The sequence below is a fragment of the Corallococcus exercitus genome, assembly GCF_003611585.1.
In the GTDB taxonomy this organism is placed as follows: Bacteria; Myxococcota; Myxococcia; order Myxococcales; family Myxococcaceae; genus Corallococcus; species Corallococcus exercitus.
This window is the reverse complement of the sequence record NZ_RAVW01000251.1, coordinates 1-13,896: the sequence shown is the minus strand read 5'-3', so window position 1 is coordinate 13,896 and position 13,896 is coordinate 1. Positions and strand designations below refer to the sequence as shown.

General features: G+C 70.9%; 12 protein-coding genes. 3 read left to right on the top strand and 9 right to left on the bottom strand.

What is annotated here, in order from left to right; all coding sequences use genetic code 11:
- The 4 genes from bioD to D7W79_RS26835 form a co-directional block, all read right to left on the bottom strand.
- A partial coding sequence (bioD, locus tag D7W79_RS26850) for an ATP-dependent dethiobiotin synthetase BioD (RefSeq protein WP_147442066.1) occupies nucleotides 1-337 on the bottom strand: 337 nt, incomplete at its 3' end.
- A complete protein-coding gene (gene bioF / locus D7W79_RS26845; protein ID WP_120528247.1) occupies nucleotides 327-1,508 on the bottom strand; it encodes an 8-amino-7-oxononanoate synthase in 1,182 nt (393 codons plus the stop codon). The genes bioD and bioF, both read right to left, overlap by 11 nt.
- Nucleotides 1,505-2,530 (bottom strand): biotin synthase BioB, encoded by a 1,026-nt coding sequence (bioB, locus tag D7W79_RS26840; RefSeq protein WP_120528246.1) that lies wholly within the window; start codon nucleotides 2,528-2,530, stop codon nucleotides 1,505-1,507. The genes bioF and bioB overlap by 4 nt, the downstream gene beginning before the upstream one ends.
- A 169-nt stretch (nucleotides 2,531-2,699) precedes the next feature.
- A complete protein-coding gene (locus D7W79_RS26835; RefSeq protein ID WP_120528245.1) occupies nucleotides 2,700-2,969 on the bottom strand; it encodes a GlsB/YeaQ/YmgE family stress response membrane protein in 270 nt (89 codons plus the stop codon).
- A gap of 179 nt (nucleotides 2,970-3,148) precedes the next feature.
- On the opposite strand from D7W79_RS26835, the gene radA reads away from it, so the two are divergent.
- Entirely contained in the window at nucleotides 3,149-4,510 is a 1,362-nt protein-coding gene (gene radA, locus D7W79_RS26830) for a DNA repair protein RadA (RefSeq protein ID WP_120528244.1), read from the top strand.
- An 11-nt stretch (nucleotides 4,511-4,521) separates the two neighbouring features.
- Here radA and D7W79_RS43315 read toward each other — a convergent pair whose 3' ends face one another.
- Entirely contained in the window at nucleotides 4,522-5,301 is a 780-nt protein-coding gene (locus tag D7W79_RS43315; protein WP_147442065.1) for a hypothetical protein, read from the bottom strand.
- Between the two features lie 9 nt (nucleotides 5,302-5,310).
- A complete protein-coding gene (locus tag D7W79_RS26825) occupies nucleotides 5,311-7,029 on the bottom strand; it encodes a hypothetical protein (protein WP_147442064.1) in 1,719 nt (572 codons plus the stop codon).
- A 288-nt stretch (nucleotides 7,030-7,317) separates the two neighbouring features.
- Between D7W79_RS26825 and D7W79_RS26820 the strand changes: the two genes are divergently transcribed.
- On the top strand, nucleotides 7,318-8,799 hold the full coding sequence (locus tag D7W79_RS26820) for a sensor histidine kinase (protein WP_120528242.1): 1,482 nt from the start codon (nucleotides 7,318-7,320) through the stop codon (nucleotides 8,797-8,799).
- Here the strand turns inward: D7W79_RS26820 and D7W79_RS26815 are convergent.
- The 3 genes from D7W79_RS26815 to D7W79_RS26805 form a co-directional block, all read right to left on the bottom strand.
- On the bottom strand, nucleotides 8,744-10,597 hold the full coding sequence (locus D7W79_RS26815) for a methyl-accepting chemotaxis protein (protein ID WP_120528241.1): 1,854 nt from the start codon (nucleotides 10,595-10,597) through the stop codon (nucleotides 8,744-8,746). The genes D7W79_RS26820 and D7W79_RS26815 overlap by 56 nt on opposite strands.
- Before the next feature lie 102 nt (nucleotides 10,598-10,699).
- The gene (locus tag D7W79_RS26810) at nucleotides 10,700-11,368 is read right to left on the bottom strand and encodes an iron-containing redox enzyme family protein (protein WP_244221984.1); all 669 of its coding nucleotides are present in this window, start codon (nucleotides 11,366-11,368) and stop codon (nucleotides 10,700-10,702) included.
- A gap of 363 nt (nucleotides 11,369-11,731) precedes the next feature.
- Nucleotides 11,732-12,304 carry an NUDIX hydrolase gene (locus D7W79_RS26805; RefSeq protein WP_120528240.1) on the bottom strand — a complete coding sequence of 191 codons (573 nt, stop codon included), beginning with the start codon at nucleotides 12,302-12,304 and terminating at the stop codon, nucleotides 11,732-11,734.
- 155 nt (nucleotides 12,305-12,459) lie between these two features.
- Between D7W79_RS26805 and D7W79_RS26800 the strand changes: the two genes are divergently transcribed.
- Entirely contained in the window at nucleotides 12,460-13,866 is a 1,407-nt protein-coding gene (locus tag D7W79_RS26800) for a sigma-54-dependent transcriptional regulator (protein ID WP_120528239.1), read from the top strand.
- The last annotated feature ends 30 nt before the right edge of the window (nucleotides 13,867-13,896 follow it).

Genomic DNA, 13,896 nt, shown 5'->3' with positions numbered 1-13,896 from the left:
CCACCACCGTCCCGCCCTTCAGCTTCTTCCACGCCGAGAGCGTCACGCCGAAGTCCGGCTCCCGCCCCAGCCGCGCCGCCGCGATGCCCGGGGCCAGCGGCGCCTTGAAGCGGTGCGGGCACACGGCGTCCACCGGGAGCGTGCTGCCCGCGGCCTCGCGCATCGCCAGCGCGTCCGACGGGGCCTTCAGTGACGCGCAGCCGCTCTCGTAGGGCTTGAAGCCCTGGGGCCCGTAGCCCGCGTCCTTCAGGAGCGACAGCAGCGCGCACGACACCTGCGTCTTGCCCACGCCGGTGTCCGTGCCGGTGACGAAGAACTGGAGGGTTTCAGGGGCCACAGGAGACTCCCACCCGGCGCAGGGTCTCCAGCGCCAGGTCGATGTGGCCCGTCGTGTGGGCCGCGGAGAGACAGAAGCGCAGACGGCTGGTGCCGTCCGGCACGGTGGGTGGACGGATGGCCTTCACCAGCAGGCCCGCCTCGCGCAGGCGCTTCGCCGCGTCCAGCGCGCGCGAGGGCTCGCCCAGGATGACCGGGAAGATGGCGCTCCGGGGTTCGGCGGGCAGCCCCAGGGCGCGCAGCCCATTGGTGAAGCGGTGGATGTGGCCCCACAGCCGCTCGCGCGGGGCCGGGTCGTGCTCCACCAGGTCCACCGCGCACTCGGCGCCAGCGCACAGGGCGGCGGGCAGCGCGGTGGAATAGACGAACGGCCGCGCGCGGCTCACCAGCAGGTCCGCCACCGCGCGCGAGGTGGCGACGTACGCGCCCAGCCCGCCCAGCGCCTTGCTCAGCGTGCCCATGCGCAGGTCCACCCGCTCCTCCACGCCCAGCGCCTCGCACAGCCCCGCGCCGCGAGCCCCCAGGACGCCGGTGGCGTGCGCCTCGTCCACCATCAGCGCCGCGCCGTGGGCCTCGCACGCGGCCACCAGCTCCCGCAGCGGCGCCACGTCCCCGTCCATGGAGAAGACGCTGTCGGTGACCACCAGCTTGCGCCGCGCGGGCGTCTGTTCCAGCGCGCGGGTGAGCGCGGCCACGTCCGCGTGCGGGTAGACGACGACGCGCGCGCGCGACAGCCGGCAGCCGTCCACCAGCGAGGCGTGGTTGAGGGCGTCGGAGAACACCGCGTCGCCGGGGCCCACCAGCGCGGGCAGGATGCCGGTGTTCGCCGCGTAGCCGGAGTTGAAGAGGCGCACGGCCTCCGCGCGCTCGAAGCGGGCGAGCCGCGCCTCCAGCCGCTGGTGCGGCACCATGTCCCCCACCACCAGGCGGCTGGCGCCGGTGCCCACGCCGTAACGCTCCAGCGCGGCGGCGACGGCGGCGCGCACGGCGGGCGACGCCGCGAGCCCCAGGTAGTCATTGGAGGAGAAGTTGACCAGCCGCTCGTCCCCCACGCGCACCTCCGCGCCCTGGGGTGAGTCGAGCGGCTCCAGCACGCGGCGGAGGCCCTTCGCGGACAGGGCCTCCAGGTCCTCGCGCGCCCAGCGGTCCGCGACCTGCGTGACGGGGCTCACCGGTCCTGCCGGGGCTCCAGGGGGCGGATGCCCGCCTTCTCCAAGAGCGCCATGTCCTGGGTGTACTCGGGGTTGCCGGTGGTGAGCAGCTTCTCCCCGAAGAAGAGCGAGTTGGCGCCCGCCATCATGCAGAGCAGCTGCGCCTCCTCGTTCATCTGCATGCGGCCCGCGGACAGGCGCACCATGGCCTGAGGCATCAGCAGGCGCGCGGTGGCGATGGTGCGCACCATGTCCACCGTCTCCACGCGGTGCTGATCCGCCAGCGGCGTGCCCTCCACCGGCACGAGCGCGTTGATGGGCACCGACTCCGGGTGGACCTCCTGGTTGGCCAGCGTGCGCAGCAGGTTGCAGCGGTCGTCCACGGACTCGCCCATGCCGATGATGCCGCCGCAGCACACGGAGATGCCCGCGTCGCGCACCCGGTTGAGCGTCTTCAGCCGGTCGTCATAGGTGCGGGTGGAGATGATGTCGCCGTAGTGCTCCGGGGACGTGTCCAGGTTGTGGTTGTACGCGGACAGGCCCGCCTCGCGCAGGCGCTTCGCCTGGCTGTCGGTGAGCATGCCCAGCGTGGCGCACGCCTCCATGCCCAGGGCCCGGACGCCCTTCACCATCTCCAGCACGCTGTCGAACTGCGGGCCGTCCTTCACCTCACGCCACGCGGCGCCCATGCAGAAGCGGGTGGCCCCGGCCTTGCGCGCCTGGGACGCGGCGGCCAGCACCTCCGGCACCGCCATCAGCTTCTCCGCCTTGACGCCCGTCTTGTAGCGCGCCGCCTGCGGGCAGTACGCGCAGTCCTCCGGACACCCGCCCGTCTTGATGGAGAGCAGCGAACACAGCTGCACCTTGTTCTCCACGAACACCTGCCGGTGCACCGTCTGCGCCTTGTGCACCAGATCCAAGAGCGGCAACTGGTACAGCGCCTTCACCTCCGCGAGCGACCAGTCGTGACGCACCGTCACCCCTTCCGGGGCGGGGGCGGCGTGGTGGGCGTGGCCGTGGAAGGACTCGGCGGTGTCGGACATGCGGGCTCCTTGGGGAGGCGTCAGGAGGCCGACGGTGCGTGGCCCGAAGGCCATTGTCAACGCTCTCGCGACAGGGGGTTGACGATGCCCGCAAAGACAGAAGGGACGTCCGTACGTGACGGACGTCCCCAGGCTGTCTCCCGCCTCATCGGTCGAGGAGCCCTGCGATTTAGACGTGGACGCGACGGCCGCGGCCGGCGAGGCCCACGAGGAACAGCACGACCAGTGCGCCCAGGACGGAGAACAGCAAGCCCGTCGGGTGCAGGTCGAACATCCGGCCGTCACGCGAGAAGAGCGAACCCACGAAACCGCCCACGAACGAGCCGGCGATGCCCAGCAGCGTGGTGGCGATGAGCCCCATCGACTGGTTGCCCGGCATGATGGCACGAGCGATCAGACCCGCGACCAGACCAATCACCAGAAACGCGATAATCCCCATGACAACCTCCCTGTGTGGGGGGCTCGCTCTGTGCGACGCCCGTGGTCCAGAAAGTGGGGTGCCCCCCCCTGTGGGGCAACCCGCTACCTGATCCACGACAACCTGCCTGCCTGCTCTGCTGGCATGGCATGCGCATGGGGCGGGGAAACGTCAGGGGTCTGGGATAGACACCTCGACCCATGGCGAAGGCGAAGACGCACTACACCTGTCAGGCCTGCGGCTACCAGACGGCGAAGTGGCTCGGGAAGTGTCCGGACTGCGGGGCCTGGAGCTCGCTCCTGGAGGAGACCGAAGCGAAGGTGGACGACAAGCGCCCGGCGTGGGGCGCGTCGGGGGGCGCTTCACGGCCGGTGAAGCTCCAGGACGTCACGGGGGAGACGGAGGTGCGCCGCAGGACAGGCATCGCGGAGTTCGACCGCGTCCTGGGCGGCGGCGTGGTGGGCGGTTCGCTGGTGCTGCTGGGCGGCGACCCCGGCATCGGCAAGTCCACGCTGCTGCTGGCGGCGCTGGACAAGCTGGCGCGGCACGGGCCGGTGCTCTACGTGTCGGGTGAAGAGAGCCTCCGGCAGACGAAGATGCGCGCGGAGCGCCTGCGGGTGGAGAGCGAGGCCATCCACCTGTTCGCGGAGACGGACGCGGACCGGGTGCTCCAGGCGGCGGAGGCCCTGAAGCCGCAGGCGCTGGTGGTGGACTCCATCCAGACCATGTACCTGCCGGAATTGGGCAACGCGCCGGGCAGCATCACCCAGGTGCGCGAGGTGGCGGGCCGGCTGATGGCGTTCGCCAAGCGCAGCGGGGTGCCCACGTTCCTGGTGGGGCACGTGACGAAGGAAGGCTCCATCGCGGGTCCCCGGGTGCTGGAGCACATGGTGGACACGGTCCTCTACTTCGAAGGCGAGCGGGGCCACCCGTTCCGGCTCCTGCGCGCGCACAAGAACCGCTTCGGCAGCACCAACGAGATTGGCGTCTTCGAGATGAAGGGCGCGGGGCTGGTGGAGGTGGCGGACCCCTCCGCGCTGTTCCTCTCCGAGCGGCCGCAGGGCAAGTCCGGCAGCGTGGTGACGAGCACGCTCAACGGCACGCGGCCGCTCTTGGTGGAGGTGCAGGCGCTGGTGGCGCCCACGGGCTACGGCACCGCGAGGCGCACGGCGATTGGCGTGGACGGCAACCGCGTGGCGCTGCTGGCGGCGGTGCTGGAGAAGAAGGAGGAGATTCCGCTGGTGGGCTGCGACCTGTTCGTCAACGTGGCGGGCGGCATGCAGCTGAGCGAACCGGCGTGTGACCTCGCGGTGTGCGCGGCGCTGGTGAGCAGCCTGCAGAACCGGCCGCTGGACCCGAAGACGCTGGTGCTGGGGGAGGTGGGGCTGGCGGGCGAGGTGCGCGCGGTGGGCCAGGTGGACTCGAGGCTCGCGGAGGCCGCGAAGATGGGCTTCCAGCGGGTGGTGCTGCCGGCCGGCAGCGCGCGGCGCGTGGAGGAGACGAAGCTCCAGGTGGTGGGCGTGGAGACCCTGAGCGAAGCGCTGTCCGCGATGTTCGACTGACGCGAGGGGCGTCAGTGCCTGGACCGCATCCAGGACACGTCCGGCACGCGCGTGGGCTTGCGCAGGGTTGGCAGGTCGAAGAAGGCGTCAGGCCCCAGCGTGGCGATGAGCTGGCTTTCCGCGGCGTCGCCCTCCGGGGTCATGGCCTGGGTGGGCAGTTCGTAGGGCTGGACGAGGACGAGGCCGCCGTCGAGTGACTGGCGCTGGGACGCGGGGATGGCGTCCAGGCGCGGGCCGAAGAGGTCCACGAAGGGGGCGCCGAAGACGTTGCGCCAGTAGAGGCCGGAGAGGCCCTCGCTGTAGTCGCGCACGTTGAATTCGCGACTGGAGCCGAAGCCGTCCTCGTGCGGGACCAGGCGCCAGTTCTTACGGTCGAAGTCCTCATCGAGTCCGGACTGAGCGAGGGGTGAGCCCAGCAGGTGCATGATTTCGACGACCTGACGCAGATGGGCCTCGCGCCAACCCGCCTTCCGGGACTCCACGACGGATGTCATCCAGGAGAATGCTCCGGCGAAGGGGTACTCCCCGAAGCGCTCCGGAGAGAGCTGGATGAAATCCCGATCCGTCTTCGCCCCGATGAAGAAGTGTTTGAACTCGTCGTAGAAGGCCGCAGGGGCATCCGGATTGAAGGGGCCTGAATCCAACCGTTCATCCATCCCAACGCCCCCGTAGCGTACGGGGTTGAACCAGCGCCCCTGCGAGAAGAACCGTCGGACGAGCTCGCGGATGGTGTTCGTCGGCGGAACACCAGGGGGCAGCGAGAACCGGGTCTTCAGATAGCGCAGCGCCATGAACCGCCTTCAAGGGAAGTACCGGATGTTGGCACGGCCCAACTGCTTGAGTTCCTCGAAGTCCGTAAGAAGCGGTTTGGTGAGCCGCGTTGCCCCCTCGGGATGTTTGGCGGAACGGATCCAGAGCTCGATGGAGCCACCATACTGCCTCACATACAACAGCATGGCTTTCAGATTGCCCGTGAGCGCCATCTCCGCGCGTCCCTTCACCTCGACGAAGTCGTAGGGGCTGCCCCAGACGAGGTCCCCTTTGTGCCCAGTCACGGCATCCGGGATGAAGCCCTCGGCCTTGCTGCCGGGCGGAGGCATCAGGAGGCTTGAGTTCTTCGGCAGCTTCCGGCTCTGGAGCACGGACTGCTCGAACGCGCTGCCCGCGCCCTTGTTCTTGATGACCGTCTGGTAGAGCCGCTCCCACTCCGGATCCACCACGTACCGGAAGCTCCGGTACTTCTCCGGGTGACGGAACTGGTAGTCCACCCACGCCTGCGCCAGGTGCTCCGCGCTGCCCGGCACCAGCCGCGCTCCCTCCGCCGTCGCCCGTGAGCCCACCAGCGCCACGCGCTTGCCCTGGGCCAGCACGCGCCCTGCTTCCGCGAGCGGTGCCTCCAGCCGCTTCGCGAGCGCTCGCAGCCGCTCCACGTCCTCCGCGGACACGGCCTCACCGCGCCCCGCCGCGCGCAGCACCCGGCGAAGCTCCTGCGCTTCCTGCGGCGACAGGTGCTGCACCACCCGCTGCAACACCTGCACCTCGCGCAGGCTCCGGCCCGTCAGCAGGGCCACCCGCTCCACGCCCTGCGCGCCCTCCGACAGCAACCGTCCCGACACGACCGGCAGCGCCACGCTCACCGCGCACAGCAGCCGCTCGCCGTCCGTCAGCGGATATCCCAGCAGGCTCTGCCCCAGCACCACGCCGCCTACGTCCGCCACCTCTCCGGTGACGGGCAGCAGGCCCAGGGCGATCTCCAGCACCACTTCTTCCGGCGGAATGCCCGGAGGCTCGCGGGCCGGGTCCCACGTCGGGGGCGCGAAGCGGCTGGCCTCCACCGCCGACGCCAGGAAGCTGTCGCGTGCCAGCAGGTAGAGCGCCACCTCACTGGGGCTCTTGCGCGGGAAGTCCGGGTCCTCCGTGTGCGTGTAGGCCCAGTCCAGCACCGCATCCAGCAACGCCAGCTGCATCTCCTCGTAGAGCGGGCTCTCGGTGAGCAGCCCGTCACTCCCGAGCCTGCGGAAGTGCGCCTCCGCCAGGACCTGACGGCGCGCGTCCGCCCAGCGATGGAACTCCTCCAGCTTCGCCTCCGCCCGGGCCGAATGCTTGCCATCCTCGAGCAGGGCCTCCGCGTGCTGGGCCTTCAGCCGCAGGTACACCTCCAGCGGCTCGTCCTTCGCGAGTTCCTCCTCCGTCCGCGCGGAAGCCCAGAGCAACAGGTCATTGAGCGCGGCATGGCCCACCTGACGCTCCACCTCCATCACGGCGGGCTGCTTCAAGGCGGCACGCTTCTCGCGGATGAACGCGAGGTAGCGGCCCAATTCCTCTCCACCCACGGTGCCGCCCGAGCCCGCGTTCCTCCACGCCGTGTCCCGCGCGAACGAAGCAGGTGAAGCGCTGCGATAGCGGCCGTAGCCGTGCATCCCCACCGGCAGGGTCCGGGAGCCCGGCGTACCGCAGGCCGTGAACGCCAGGACCAGCATCAGACTCGCGCTGAATCTCCCCAGCGTTCCTTCCAGCATGACGCGCCCCCAATCACTCACATCTACCAGCCGGGACTGACGTGTTTCGCGAGCCCCTTCCTGACGTGCGTGACGACCGCGACGACAAGACACCAGGCGCCAGAAGCAGGTTCCGAAGCGTGTTCTCCACGGCTTCATCCGGGCGCCATCAACGCCACACCCGGCGGCCACCGCCATCACCCGTCAGGGGGATTCCGCTCGCGTCCCACCGCGCTGGAACGCGGAACGAGGACTGGCCAGGGACCGGGGCATGCCGTTTGATGCGGGAGTGCGAGGAGCACCGCCCGGATGACGCATCGCCCTCATTCCTCCCGTCTGCGGGACGCGCTGGGCTCGCTGTCCGCGCGGCTGCTGCTGGCGTTCCTCCTGCCCACCCTGCTCTTCCTCTCGCTCGCGGGCGCGTCCGTGTACGCGCTCGCTCGCGCGAGCCTGGAGGACGAACTGGGCGCCAGCCTGTCCGCGCTCGCCGCCGCCACCTCCACCCAGGTCAGCGGCGAGCGCATGCTCACCATCGAGCCCGGCGACGACGTGTCCGGCACCCGCACGTGGCGCAACCTCGTGCGCCTGCTGGACGGCGTGCGCACCGCGAGCGGCGTGCGCCGCGTGTACGCCGTGGATGCCCGGGGCCGCGTGCGCGCGGACGCGGGTGGCAACCTGCCCGTGGGCACCGAGGTCCCGGACCTCGCGCGCGACCGGCTGGAGCTGACGCGGGTCCTCGCCGGCAAGCGCGCCGCCAGCCAGGTGCTCTTCACCGGCTCCGACGGGCTGCTCTACAAGACGGGCTACGCGCCCGTGGTCCAGGACGGACAGGTGGTGGGCGCCATCGGCGTGGAGGGCAGCGCGGCCTTCTTCGGACCGCTGCGGCGGCTGTGGCGCACGTTCGTCATGGCCAGCGCGGTGGCGCTCGTCGCGCTCGCCCTCATCGCCGTCATCACCGCGCGAGGGCTGGCCCGTCCGCTGCGGCGGCTGATGGACTCCGCGCTGCGCATCGGCCGGGGGGACCTGACCACGCCGGTGCCTCCGGAGCCCACCCGCGAAATCGGCGTGCTCGCGCGTGAACTGGAAGTCATGCGTGGCGCGCTGGAGAGCCGGGACCGGCAGCTGAAGCTGATGCTCGCGGGCGTGGCCCATGAGGTGCGCAACCCGCTGGGCGGCATCGCGCTCTTCTCAGGCCTGCTGCAGGAGGACCTGCGCGCGGGCGCGCACGCGGACGCGAACAGCCATGTCGACCGCATCCAGCGCGAGGTCACCTACCTCCAGCGCATCGTCGAGGACTTCCTGGCCTTCGCCCGTGAGCAGCCGCTGGCGCGCGCGCCCATGGAGGCGCCCGACCTCGTCTCCAACGCGTGCGAGCTGCTCTCGGCGGAGGCCCAGGGCAAGGGCGTGTCCCTGGACATGTCCGCCGCGCCCGCGCACCTGGAGGCGGATGGCAGCCTGCTCACCGCCGCGCTCGTGAATCTGGTGAAGAACGCCGTGCAGGCCGCGCCCGCCGGAAGCCGCGTGCGCGTTCGCGGCGAGCTGCGCGACGGCCGCTACGCCATCGACGTCCAGGACTCGGGCCCCGGCGTGCCCGAAGCCGAGCGCGAGCGCATCTTCGAGCCCTTCTTCACCACCCGCGAGCAGGGCACCGGCCTGGGTCTGCCGCTCGCGCGAAAAATCGTCCGGGCCCACGGCGGAGAGCTCGCCCTGCGCTCCACGCCGGGCGACACCGTCTTCACGCTGACGCTGCCCTGTCCCGCTCCCGGGCCGGAGGCGGCGGCGGCGCGGTGAGCGGCGCCACGTCCTGGACGTCGAACTGCAGCGCCATCTGCCCCACCTCCCCGGAGACGACCTGCAGCGTCCGCGTGGCCTCCTGCGTGGAGGACAGCCTGCGCAGGGTGCCGTCCATCAGCTGCGACAGGTCCGCGATGGCGGTGGAGATCTGCGCGAAGGCGGCGTTCTGCTGCGTCACCGCGTTGGCGATCTTCCTCGCCGCCTCGGAGCTCTCCTGCGAGCTGTGTGACAGCGCGCGCAGGGACTCGCCGGAGGCGCGCATCTGATCCAATCCGGCGGCCACCTGACGGCCGCCCTGCTCGCTCATGGCGGCCGCGTCGCGGATGCCCTGGCCGATGTCCGTGAGGATGGTGCGGATGCGCCGCGTGGCCTGGACGGATTGATCCGACAGCCCGCGGATCTCCTTCGCCACCACCGCGAAGCCCTTCCCCGCCTCGCCCGAGCGCGCCGCCTCGATGGCCGCGTTGACGGCGAGCAGGTGGGACTGGTCCGCCAGGTCCTTCACCGCCTCGGTGATTTCTCCAATCTGGACCGTGCTTTCATCCAGGCGCGCCAGCCGCTGCTGGATGCCGGACACCACGCTCCGGATGGCCGCCAGCCCCTCCAGGCTCAGGACCACCGCGGCCTCGCCCTGCTGGCCCAGGGCCTCCGCGCGCCGGGCCACGCGCAAGACCTCCTCCGCGGAGTCCGCGGCAATCCTCGATGCACGCCGCAGCTCGTCCGACGTCACCTGCGTCTCGTGCAGCGCGGCCGCCTGCCGGGTGAGGCCCTGCTGCTGCTCGTCGTTCGACACGCGCAGGTCCGTGCCCGCCTCTCCCAGCCGTCGCGCGGAGGTCTGGAGCAGCCGGGGAAACCTCCGCAGCCGGGACAGCGCCCCGTTCATCCCCGACGCCAGGTCGCCCATCTCGTCCGTGGACACCCAGCGCGGCGAACGGATCCGCCCGGACGCCAGGCCGGAGATGGCCTCGTGCACCGAGCCCGCGCTCGCGGCCTGCCGCCTCGCCAGCATCCACGTGGTGAAGGCCGGCAGGACGAACACAAGCGCGCCCACCCAGGGCAGCGCGAAGCCCAGGTCCGCGAACAGCGAGCTGCCCACGTCATCCAGCCGAGACGCGGCCCGCATCGCGCCATCCGCCACCAGCACCTCCTTCAGCTGGGTGCGCACGCCCAGCAACTTCACCACCACCACGCACGCGCTCAGCACGACCGTGGCGAAGATGGTGGACAGGAACGTGAACGGCAGGAACCACGACTGCCTTGGCCAGAAGAGGCCCGAGCCCGTGGGAGATGTCTCCGGATGCGCATCCTGCTCGCGCAGCGCCCACGGCAGCGCCAGCCGCTCCAGGCCCAGCGCGATGGGGAACGCCACCACCACGCCGAAGCAGAACGCGACGAGCGTGCCCAGCCCCAGCCGGAACCAGTCCTTGCCGAACCACAGACACACCGGAAGGCTGAAGAAGAAGCCGCCCAGCGTCCACGCCGCGCAGGTGGTGAAGACCATGGAGCGCCAGGGCAGCTCCAGGATGCGCCGCAGCCGGTCCCCCGGCCCGTCCCCGTCGTGACGCCGCAAGGCCCAGGCCGCCAGCCACCGCAGCGTCACGTAGGGATGGACCAGCCCGAACACGAGCACGATGAACGGCAGGACGGTGGCCGTGACCAGCAGCCCCTCCTGGCTCGACAGCCCCATCGACATCGCGATGAGGTAGGCGCAGACGATGGACGGCGGCAGCACCCACCGGAGGAACAACCACATCCCACGCCAGGCCAGCTGCCGGATGTCTTCTGCTTCATTCATGAGCGTACGCCCCCCGTCCGGTCCGACGGAAGCCGGGCCGGCATGTCTCGCGACTGCGTCATCACCACCGGTGAGAAGACTGCTTTCAGCCCGCGCGAAGGCTCACGCCTCGCCGCAGGACTCGAACACGCGCGCCAGCAACACCAGGGACCGGTGGGCCGCGATCTCCACGCGCACCGGCTCTCCCGTTGTTACGTCCGCGGTCAGCTTGAGGATCTCCAGCGCCTCGTCCGGGTGCGCGTCGTCGTAGCGGGCATGCGCGCGCAGCCAGCGCAGCGCGGGCGCGTCCATGCGCACGCCGTCCCGGGCATAGGCGGTGAAGGGCTCCACCACGGCGCGCGTCCAGACGCCGGTGACCCCCTCGATGGCCCAGTTGGACGCGGCGATGCCCTCCGCCAGCGACCCACCCAGGCAGGTGGCCAGCAGGTGCTGGTGGAGCGCCTGGACCTCGGGCGTCATCGGCGCTTCGAAGGTCCTGGGGACGTCCACGCCCGCCGCCTGCATCCAGTCAATCCACCACTCGGCGTGGCGGGCCTCCACGCCCAGGTTCTGCAGCAGCCAGCGGCGGATGCTCGCGTCACCGGGACGCAGGCCGTAGGTCGTCTTCGCCAGCGACAGCCCCATGTACTTGGGGAAGTGCTCGACGATGGGGAAGCAGCGCTCCAGGAAATGCTGCCAGGCGCGCAGGGGCGGATGCCGTCCCTCCGCGGTTTCACGGAACAACGGGGCAGTGCATGCCGCGTCCCACGCGGGCTTGAGTGAGCCCAGCATCGCCTCCATCCAGGGGGGATGCGGCGTGCGTTTCAGCGCGGCGGGCTGATAGCGCCTGAAGACGTCTTCCTGCTTCAGCGAGAAGACGGAAACCCCTTCCGAGACAGGGACCTGAGACACTCCGGCCGGAGACGACACGAGACGTGCTCCTGCTCACGGATGGACGACAAGCCGTCATGGCCGCCCCCCTCCACCCCGAGCGTCGCCATAGTGACCGGACGTCTGTGTCTCCTCCAGCCCCCCCCTGCGAAGGGTGACGGGTGTCCAATCTCTATCTGTCTTAAACCCTGCGCACACACCATCAATTTCTTGTTTTAAGGATATTTTCATTTATCCATTGGACACTCTCCCAGTCAAAGTCACTCACGACCCGGGGTGAAGACTCTCACGCGCCTTGAGCAGCATGCGGCGCAGCGGCGCTTCGTCCGCGCGCGCCAGCGCCTCCTCCCAGCCCAGCCACTGGATGCCGAACGACTCCGCCGGATCATGCGTGAGCGACTCGGGGTCCTCCGCCACCACCAGGTAGCGCACGTCCAGGTGGCGGTGCTCGGGCTCGTCCTTGCGCGCGGGGATGACGTGCACGTCCACGTCCAGCGGGCGCGGCGCGGTGGGGTGCAGGTGCACGCGGCAGCCCGTCTCCTCGCGCGCCTCGCGCAGCGCCGTGGCCTCCATGTCACCGCCGTCCCCGGCCTCCGCGTGTCCGCCCGGCTGCAACCAGCGCTTCAGCTTCGCGTGGTGCAGCATCGCCACCCGTCCACCCGCCGCGTCCACCACCACCGCGCTGCCGGTGAAGTGGGCCTCCACCTGCGACCGGGAGAAGGGCTCCTTCAGCGACGCGGCGAAGTGGCGCATGCGCGCAAGGTCCTCGCGCTCCTTGTCGTCCGTCGGGACGTGGCGCGCGAGCAGGTCAGCGAGGGCAGCGGAAGCGTGGGCCATGGGCCCGGATAGACACCCACCGCGCCCGGGACGCCAGCCCTTTCACGGAAGGCCCGGCGTGCGCCCCGGTCGGTCCGGTGTAGGGTGGCCTGGCGTGTGCATCGCGCCGCGAGCCCACACCGGCGACACCCCACCCTTCCTTCCCGAGCAGGCGCATGGCCCGCATCCTCGTCATCGACGACCACGACACCCTCCGCGAGGGCATGACCGTCACCCTCACCCGCTCCGGCCACACCGTGTCCGCGGTGAAGAGCGGGGCGGACGGGCTGGCCGCGTACAAGAAGGGCCCCTTCGACCTGGTCGTCACGGATTTGAAGATGGACGGCATGGACGGCATCGCCGTGACGCGCGCCCTCAAGCAGGCGGACCCGGGCGCCGTTGTCATGGTGGTGACGGCGTTCGGCACCATCGAGACCGCCGTGCAGGCCATGCAGGAGGGCGCCTACGACTTCATCACCAAGCCCTTCCCCCCGGAGGTGCTGCGCGCCAAGGTGGACAAGGGCCTGGAGCTGTCCGCCACGCGCCGCCAGGTGGAGCGCCTCACCGCCCGCACGGACGCGCACGACGCCGACGCCGCCCTCACCCACCGGGACATCGTGGGCGACAGCGAGCCCATGCAGAAGCTGCTCACCCAGGTGCGCAAGGTGGCGGCCAGCGACGCCACCGTGCTCGTGCGCGGCGAGAGCGGCACCGGCAAGGAGCTGGTCGCGCGGATGATCCACCAGCGCTCCCCGCGCAAGGACGGCCCCTTCGTCGTCGTGCACTGCGCGGCCCTGGCGGAGACCCTGCTGGAGAGCGAGCTGTTCGGCCACGAGCGCGGCGCCTTCACCGGCGCCGTGAAGCGCAAGCTGGGCCGCTTCGAGCTGGCCGACGGCGGCACCCTCTTCCTGGACGAGATTGGAGAGATTCCCGCCTCCGTGCAGACGAAGCTGTTGCGCGTGCTCCAGGAGAAGGAGCTGCAGCGCGTGGGCGGCGAGGAGACGCTCAAGGTGGACGTGCGCGTGGTGAGCGCCACGCACCGCGACCTCCAGGCGGAGGTGAAGGCGGGCCGCTTCCGCGAGGACCTCTACTACCGGCTGCACATCGTCCCGCTCACCCTGCCGCCCCTGCGCGAGCGCCCCGAGGACCTGCCCGCGCTCGCCCGCCACTTCGTCGCCAAGCACGCGCCCCGGGTCAACCGGCGCGTCACCGGCATCGACGACGCGACGCTGCACGCGCTCACCCGCCACGCGTGGCCCGGCAACGTGCGCGAATTGGAGAACGTGATGGAGCAGGCGCTCGTCTTCGCCGAGGGCGAGACGCTCACCCCGCAGGACCTGCCCTCGCACCTGGCCGGCCAGACGCCGCGCATGGACGCCGGGCTGCCGGTGCCCCAGGGCGACCGCCCCCTGCCCGACATCCTGGAAGACTTGGAGCGCCAGCTCATCGCCCGCGCCTACGAGAAGGCCGGCGGCGTGAAGACGGAGACCGCCCGGCTGCTGGGCATCAAGACCTCCGCGCTGTACTACAAGCTGGAGAAGTACGGCTTCCTGCCGCGCGGCGAACGCCCCGAGGAGGGCTAGCCCCCGGGAAAGGGGCCTGCCCCCGGGGGC

What these genes read in the sequence shown, in the direction of transcription:
- bioB (WP_120528246.1), bottom strand. Translation starts at nt 2,530, where the DNA reads ATGTCCGACACCGCCGAGTCCTTCCACGGCCACGCCCACCACGCCGCC.
- D7W79_RS26835 (WP_120528245.1), bottom strand. Translation starts at nt 2,969, where the DNA reads ATGGGGATTATCGCGTTTCTGGTGATTGGTCTGGTCGCGGGTCTGATC.
- radA (WP_120528244.1), top strand. Translation starts at nt 3,149, where the DNA reads ATGGCGAAGGCGAAGACGCACTACACCTGTCAGGCCTGCGGCTACCAG.
- D7W79_RS43315 (WP_147442065.1), bottom strand. Translation starts at nt 5,301, where the DNA reads ATGGCGCTGCGCTATCTGAAGACCCGGTTCTCGCTGCCCCCTGGTGTT.
- D7W79_RS26825 (WP_147442064.1), bottom strand. Translation starts at nt 7,029, where the DNA reads ATGCTGGAAGGAACGCTGGGGAGATTCAGCGCGAGTCTGATGCTGGTC.
- D7W79_RS26820 (WP_120528242.1), top strand. Translation starts at nt 7,318, where the DNA reads ATGACGCATCGCCCTCATTCCTCCCGTCTGCGGGACGCGCTGGGCTCG.
- D7W79_RS26815 (WP_120528241.1), bottom strand. Translation starts at nt 10,597, where the DNA reads ATGAATGAAGCAGAAGACATCCGGCAGCTGGCCTGGCGTGGGATGTGG.
- D7W79_RS26810 (WP_244221984.1), bottom strand. Translation starts at nt 11,368, where the DNA reads ATGCTGGGCTCACTCAAGCCCGCGTGGGACGCGGCATGCACTGCCCCG.
- D7W79_RS26805 (WP_120528240.1), bottom strand. Translation starts at nt 12,304, where the DNA reads ATGGCCCACGCTTCCGCTGCCCTCGCTGACCTGCTCGCGCGCCACGTC.
- D7W79_RS26800 (WP_120528239.1), top strand. Translation starts at nt 12,460, where the DNA reads ATGGCCCGCATCCTCGTCATCGACGACCACGACACCCTCCGCGAGGGC.